Here is a 6,671-nt window from a genome sequence, read left to right on the forward strand (position 1 = left end):
AAAGCCACTCTTAATCGTGTCTTGGAACGAAATAGAGGCTTTTAAAGACTGCGTACATGGAGAATTAAAACAAGAATTACCCTCGAAAAGCCTATTTTTCCACTAAGTATTTATGCTCATTGCAAAGGTGAGATGCTCCCTATCTATTTCGATGTAATTTCTCCCATACCAACGGCATTTATAGGCTAATTGTCGAGGGATTTCTCCCCAGCTTACATCAGATATTGCCTGAGATAATTTCGGTTTTTTGACCATATTCTTGACAGCTAAATTCTCAACCACAATCGTTTGATTTTCACGAACTAATTGAGTGGTTAGCTTATGTAAATGGTCTTTTCTGTTATCAGTAATTTGGGCGTTAATTCTGGCTAGTTTGATTCTCGCTTTTTCTCGATTCTTTGAGCCTTTTTTCTTCCTAGAAAGGCTTTTTGGGTCTTTTCGCAGTCTCTGATAATGCTTTTTAAAATGCTTAGGATTAGATACTTTGTCACCATCGCTAGTAATCACAAGGCTACTAATTCCTAAGTCAATTCCAATGGCTTTATCTGTTACTGGTAATGGCTTAATCGTTGGGTCATCAAATCTAATTGAAATATGCCAACGCCCTGAGGGATGTAATCTGACTGTTACTGTGCTTGGTTCACAGCTTTCTGGGATTTGTCTTGACCATCGAATAGGTAAAGGTTCTGTGCATTTAGCTAAATAGATTTGTCTGTCTTTGAACTTAAAAGCAGATTTGGTAAATTCGGCGCTTCCTCCCTGATGTTTTTTCTTAAAGTTAGGATACTTAGTACGACCAGCAAAGAAATTGGTAAAAGCTGTTTGTAGGTGTCTTAACCCTTGTTGTAAGGGTACACAGCTTACTTCATTGAGAAAGTCTAATTCTTCTTGTTTTTTCCACTCGGTTAGCATTGAAGAAGTTTGAGCGTAGCCTACTCTTTCTTGCTTTTCGTACCATGCTTGTGTTCTGACATGGAGAGCTTTGTTGTAAACCAATCTTACACAGCCCAACGTGCGCCGCAATAGCGACTCTTGTTCGGGTGTGGGGTAAAATCGGAACGAGTAGGCTTTTTCCATATCTCGCACTCTAGCATATATCGTGTAAATGCGCTAATATTTAACAGTAAAGCCGTCGTAGAACGACGGGGTTTCAGACCCAAATTTTCGATGACTGGAATTATGAGTCAACTCAGTCCCCTACAAGCCGAACAAATCAAGGAAATCGGGACTTATTTACGTCAAAAACGAGAAGAAAGCTGCCTGAGCATAGACGATATCGCCGCCCTGACGATGATTAGATTGCCGATGCTAGAAGCGTTGGAAACGGGGAATTGGGAGAAATTACCAGAATTAATTTATGTCAAGGGATTTATCAAACGCTACGGTGATGCTCTAAAAATTGATGGTAAAGCTTTAGCCGATCGCTTGTCTCCTAGTGCGGAACAATTAGCTCAAGAGGTAACTATCCCGAAAACACTGCCCACAAAAGTTACCCCTCTCCCCAAGGCTGAACCCGCTGCCCCAAAAGTGGAACCGGTGAAACCAGAAAAACCAGCCCTGGAAACTAGCCCCCAACCGGCTAAATCAACCTTTTTCGGGATGTATCTCTGGCTAGGCTTGCTGGCGGGCATATTTTGTGGTATTGGCTATCTTTTCCTCCGTCCCCCTCTCTCTAACCCCCCTGCCGTTACTCCCTCTCCTTCCCCCGTGGTTTCCCCCGCGCCGGTAGTCCCTCCCGCACCGATAGCCTCTCCTTCCCCTTCTCCTCAGTCAAAAGTTCCCCTCTCAGCCCAGGTAACTATTGAACAGGCCGCTTGGGTAAGGGTAATTGCCGATGGCAAAAAAGTCCATGAAGGCAATCTCCAACCTGGGACTAAACAAACTTGGACAGCCCAAAAGAGTTTAAATATTCGATCGGGCAATGCTGGCGGTGTTAAAATCTCTCTTAACGAAAAACCTGCCCAATTAATGGGTAAAGCTGGCCAAATTGGCGAAATCACCCTAACTGCACCCCCTCAGTAGGATTGGGTGTGGGGTGTGGGAAGATGGGGTGTTGGGGTGATGGGGTGTTGGGAAGAATAAAAAAAATAATCTCCTGACTCCCGACTCCTGATAACTGATCACTGATCACTGATCAGGCTGCATCATCCCAGATGGGGGTAAGGGTCTGATAATCGTAGCGGGAAGCGTTAGGATGACAGCTGACACAGGTGGTATGACCGAGAGGAGTGGGTAAATTGACCCTAGGATGCAAAACCTTTACATAGGTGGACTGTTCAATTAGGAGGGGAACAAAAGTAGTCTGGGTAAGAGGGCGGGAAGAATAACTGAGATAATCCCAGATAAGACGCTGAGTAATGCCAACAATTGGTTTTAAACGGATACCATAGTGAGAATTAGGATTTTCTAGGATTTTTTTCCAAGTTTGACTGGGTAGGATGCTGGGAGGAATGGCAATATGGCAAGTGGCACAATTTTCTAGATAGGTTTGCTGTCCAATTTGATAACGATTCAGCACTGTATCCGAGGAGGGAGATTGGGCGATCGCTGGTTGTTGAAGTAGCGAAGCCAGTAGAATACCCCCTAGAATACTGAGGAGAAAGAGGATAAGAAAAAAAATCGATTTCACTTGACCGCTGGAAGGCATGACTGGGATGACGAGTAATTGAACACAATTTTGACACTCTCGCCATCACAATGCCAAGCTGTGTGATGGGAGATTCTTGCTTCACAGAAACCTGCTTTTTGAGACGAATCCCAAGGATTCTTACAGTCTCTCCACAAGCTTAAACTCCTGACTGCCCATCAGTATTTGGGTTCTTCTGGTTTATGTGTGGAAACGAGGTCTATACTGATATTTTCTAGTTTCTTCCGCGGCCCGACTGAGCATCGCCGAACGTCAAAATAGCCCTAAAAGTCTTGCTTGATAGGTATTTCACGGTTTCCTAAGCAAAAATTAAGTAGGTAGGCGTTAAAAATTATCAGATGCCCCCCTTATCAAGGGGGGACTAAGGGGGGATCGGCACCCCCCTTATCAAGGGGGGACTAAGGGGGGATCAGAGGCAAAATCCATTTTTAATTTAATTATAACCAGCTACTTATAACACAAAGTCGAGAAGAGCCTCTTAACTTTTTTTGTATCAAAATTACTTCAACGGGAGCATTAAAAGGGGAGAATTACCCCATCAATCTAGACAAAGAAACTATTGACTGGAATAGGGCCGAGCGCCGGTAAACTACCCGTTAACCCGGTGAGATTAATCACCAAATCATTAGCACTTTGGAAACCCCCCGTACCGTCGTTGATAATTAGGTAAGTGGTAGTAGTATTAGCAACCCGCACTAAAGCAGCACTGTTCATCCCGATAGCTTGATTTCCGGCTGTTGCGCCATTAGCATCGGTAAAGACGTTAGTAACAATGGTGTTAATATTGGTCGTGGTGCTATCTGTTGCCCGGGTAAAAGCGACAGGGGCATTAATGGCCGCACCAAATTGACAAGGCATTACCCGTGCCATTAAGATTACCAGTACCAGTGAGGACGAGATTTTCCACGTTGTCAGAAAGGGTATAGGAAATGGAAACTCGCAGTGAAACACCTCGTGAAACTTGGCTGCAACCGATTGTCGCTCTTCTGGGAGAAGGGGAATTCGCCGAGGCTTATGCTTTGGCTGCATACTTTCCTAACACTCGCAATAGGCAACTCGTACAACTTGCTGCATTGTTGGGACAAAATAAGTTTAGTGAAGCTGATACTCTCTTAAAGAAATTTGCTGCTGAAACTCAAAGCCTTGTAGCTGAATTTGCAACTATTCTGAGCCAAGTCGATTTGGACCTCCTTGAGACAGCTTATAAAGCTATTAAAAATCAATATTTCGAGTTGGCTGATTTCTGTATTCAATTTCAACTGCTGACTCATCCAGAAACAAGCTTATCAGTAGTTTTGGTGGAAACCCTTGCAACTTCTGAAGATGACGAGGAAGATTTAATGGAACCTTTAATGGAACTCCCTGCAACTTCTGAGGATGACGAGGAAGATTTAATGGAACCATGTGTAAATATGCAACGCCTAATTGAACGCCACACTCGAATCGAATTCCCATCAGAATGTGTTCTTGAGCAAAAAGCTGAGTTAAAGATTCAGCTAACTCAAGAGATTCCAGAATTTACTCGTGTTCAAGAAAAAATTTTGCTTACAGTAGGACGTAATACTAAGCAAGTTAAACTAAATGTCAAGGTTACTGCTCCAGCATTTGCCATAAGACCTTATCAGCAGCAGTTGACTGTTCCAGTTAAAGGCGATTCCAACGAAGTGATTTTTACCCTTGTTCCTCTTGAAAGAGGTGAGCAAGTTATTGAGATTGAGTTTTTCAGAGGAGCAACAAGAGTTGGGTATGTAATCGTTCTAACTTATGTAAGTTCCTACTGGTATCATGAAATATCGCCAAAAGTTTTATCAATGGAAGACCCAATTGATGGTCTCAAAAACTTAGAAAGTATGACGGTTAATCCCGATAAACATACACTTAATGTTACTTGGATTGAGAGAGAAAGTAAATTACTCTATACCATTTTCCCAGCGAATCGCTTAGGCGAGTGGGAGAAAACAATTCCTAATATTCAGCAACAAATTGAAGATGATTTGCGAAGTTTGAATGCTTTCCTGACAGAAGTAGTGCAACAAGGAAACCCCTCTGATGAGCGTTGGGAGAGTATCTGTTTCAATCTTCAGAGTGTTGGCGCTAACTTGTTCGAGATGTTAATTCCCTCTGAAGTGGCCAAACAAATGGGAACTTGGAAGATTGGTTCTCCTGTCATTATCTCCACTAATGAACAGTGGATTCCTTGGGAATTAATGTACGACGGCGAAGATTTTTGGGGAAAGAAGTTTATTATTGCTCGCTCTCCTCGCCTCAGCGATAGTCAAGATTTACCAAAAAGAAATAGACCTGAAAGTAAGGGAAAAAGACAAATCAAGCGGATTGTCAATATTGTCGGTGGAGATGTACCTTCCTCGGAAGCAGAGCGAGCTACCCATCTATTCTCTAATCTTCTCCCCCCGGAAGCGGTACAATTGTTAGCTAAACAGCCAATTTCGTCCCTTGTAAAAGCTATTCCAGGCACAGATGCGCTTCATTTTACCTGTCACGGACATTTAGAACCGCACCTACTCCAAATTGCTGGCGATAAAAACAAAACCCGAATTGAAAACTTGCTTCCTGAAACCATTCTAAGGCTACCCCTTGAGCCAGGTAGTCTTGTGTTTGCTAACGCCTGTGCTTCAACCGTTCCCGTGTTAACCTTTGGAAAATTTAGCAGTTTTGGCTGGAAATTTTATCAGCGTGGTGCAGATGCTTTCATTGGAACTTTAGGAGCCGTACCAGTGAAATATGCCGTCAACTTTGCCGAAATTGTTTACCGTGAATTATTCAACCCAGATGAGAAAATTACTATCGGACAGGCTGTAGCCAAAGCCAAAGAAGTTGCAGCCAATGAGAGAAACTTATTTTGGCTACTGTATTGTATTTATGGCGATCCAGATTTCTCGATTGTACAGCAAAAAAATTCCAAGGAGGAAGACCATGCCAATTAAAGTATATGCCACAGCCGTCGATCCAGCTTCAGTTAGTAGCTTACAAACTGAGGATGAGGAAATCCTGACTACTTTGGGACCACAAGAGGAAACCGTCGCAGTTCAGTTGCAAGAACTCTTTGAATCTGTGATGGAAGCTCTTTCAAGCAAGGTAGATGTAGAAAGTCAGTTGACTGTTGAAATTAATGGTTCAGTCAGCCTAAAGGCGCAGGGAGGACTCAAATATCTGTTTTTCAACATTGGAGCAGAAACAGCCAATACAAACACGATGAAAGTTACCCTATCTACAACTTTGCAGCCAAAAATACAGAAAACGAAGTAAATGTCCACCATCAAAACAAAAAGCCAGAGGTCGGTATCCGGTCTCTCAAAGACAACGGGTTTCTCAAAGAGTTTCTCAAAGAAACCCGTTTTCTAAAGAAGTTCTAGGATTGGATTTTTGCCAAAGACTGCTTAAATTCTGCGAGAGAATTAGCAGTAGCTGCTAATTTAACAATCTCTTGTAATGTAGATAGTACCGAAACTTTATTCAGGTATTGTTCCACATCTAAAGGAACTTCACCTAAGCGAGCTTGCAAAACTGTTTTGACAAAATCACGAGCATTTTCTAACGCTCCAATTTCCTTGCCTATTTCTTTACCAATTTCCTTACCAATTTCCTTGCCAATTTCCTTACCGCGTTCTATTCCTCGTAACTCCATATTACTTACTAAAGGCATGGTTCTTTCCTCCTCAAATTGTTTGATTTTACTCTCTAAACTTGACTGTAATTCAGGGGATAAAGTCATCATATTGTCGATGATTTCAAACAGTTTAATTATCTGTTCCCTCTCGAACTCCTTTTCATATAATCCCCTGATTAACCTCCACTTCCACTGTTCCCGTTGTGGCAGCTTCCCGGTAGTCGCTTTTGTTTTCAGGTGTGCCATGACTATTATAGCAAAGGGATTGCTGCTTGCTTCTAGTTCTGACCAGCTTTCCTCATAGTCCAGTAATTTGACTGTTGGGAATTTCAGACTCACTTCACAGCCGGCGATAGTATAATTATAGGAATCTGGTCGCCAATTTACTCGTTCATC

5 protein-coding genes and 2 pseudogenes are annotated in these 6,671 nt (G+C 42.5%); 3 read left to right on the plus strand and 4 right to left on the minus strand.

What is annotated here, in order from left to right; genetic code table 11:
* Window positions 1-138 precede the first annotated feature (138 nt).
* Window positions 139-1,077: pseudogene (locus tag O9290_RS11965) on the minus strand (RNA-guided endonuclease InsQ/TnpB family protein); the annotation flags it as partial.
* Window positions 1,078-1,167: 90 nt separating this feature from the next.
* Here O9290_RS11965 and O9290_RS11970 point away from each other — a divergent pair.
* Window positions 1,168-2,022: a helix-turn-helix domain-containing protein gene (locus O9290_RS11970; protein ID WP_002760887.1), complete on the plus strand. Its 855-nt coding sequence runs from the start codon at window positions 1,168-1,170 to the stop codon at window positions 2,020-2,022.
* A 112-nt stretch (window positions 2,023-2,134) separates the two neighbouring features.
* Here the strand turns inward: O9290_RS11970 and O9290_RS11975 are convergent, their stop codons facing one another.
* The gene (locus tag O9290_RS11975; protein WP_288059212.1) at window positions 2,135-2,647 is read right to left on the minus strand and encodes a dihem cytochrome c family protein; all 513 of its coding nucleotides are present in this window, start codon (window positions 2,645-2,647) and stop codon (window positions 2,135-2,137) included.
* A 543-nt stretch (window positions 2,648-3,190) separates the two neighbouring features.
* Window positions 3,191-3,593: pseudogene (locus O9290_RS11980) on the minus strand (bluetail domain-containing putative surface protein); the annotation flags it as partial.
* Here O9290_RS11980 and O9290_RS11985 point away from each other — a divergent pair.
* Both O9290_RS11985 and O9290_RS11990 read left to right on the plus strand, forming a co-directional pair.
* Window positions 3,577-5,592, plus strand: a complete 2,016-nt coding sequence (locus O9290_RS11985) for a CHAT domain-containing protein (RefSeq protein WP_288087092.1) — start codon at window positions 3,577-3,579, stop codon at window positions 5,590-5,592. The pseudogene O9290_RS11980 and the gene O9290_RS11985 sit on opposite strands and share 17 nt — an antisense overlap.
* Window positions 5,582-5,914, plus strand: a complete 333-nt coding sequence (locus tag O9290_RS11990; RefSeq protein ID WP_004268142.1) for a hypothetical protein — start codon at window positions 5,582-5,584, stop codon at window positions 5,912-5,914. The genes O9290_RS11985 and O9290_RS11990 overlap by 11 nt, the downstream gene beginning before the upstream one ends.
* A gap of 103 nt (window positions 5,915-6,017) precedes the next feature.
* Here O9290_RS11990 and O9290_RS11995 read toward each other — a convergent pair.
* On the minus strand, window positions 6,018-6,671 hold a 654-nt coding region (locus O9290_RS11995; RefSeq protein WP_288087094.1), incomplete at its 5' end, for a hypothetical protein.

Source organism: Microcystis sp. LE19-41.2A, from assembly GCF_027530405.1.
Taxonomy (GTDB): domain Bacteria; phylum Cyanobacteriota; class Cyanobacteriia; order Cyanobacteriales; family Microcystaceae; genus Microcystis; species Microcystis aeruginosa.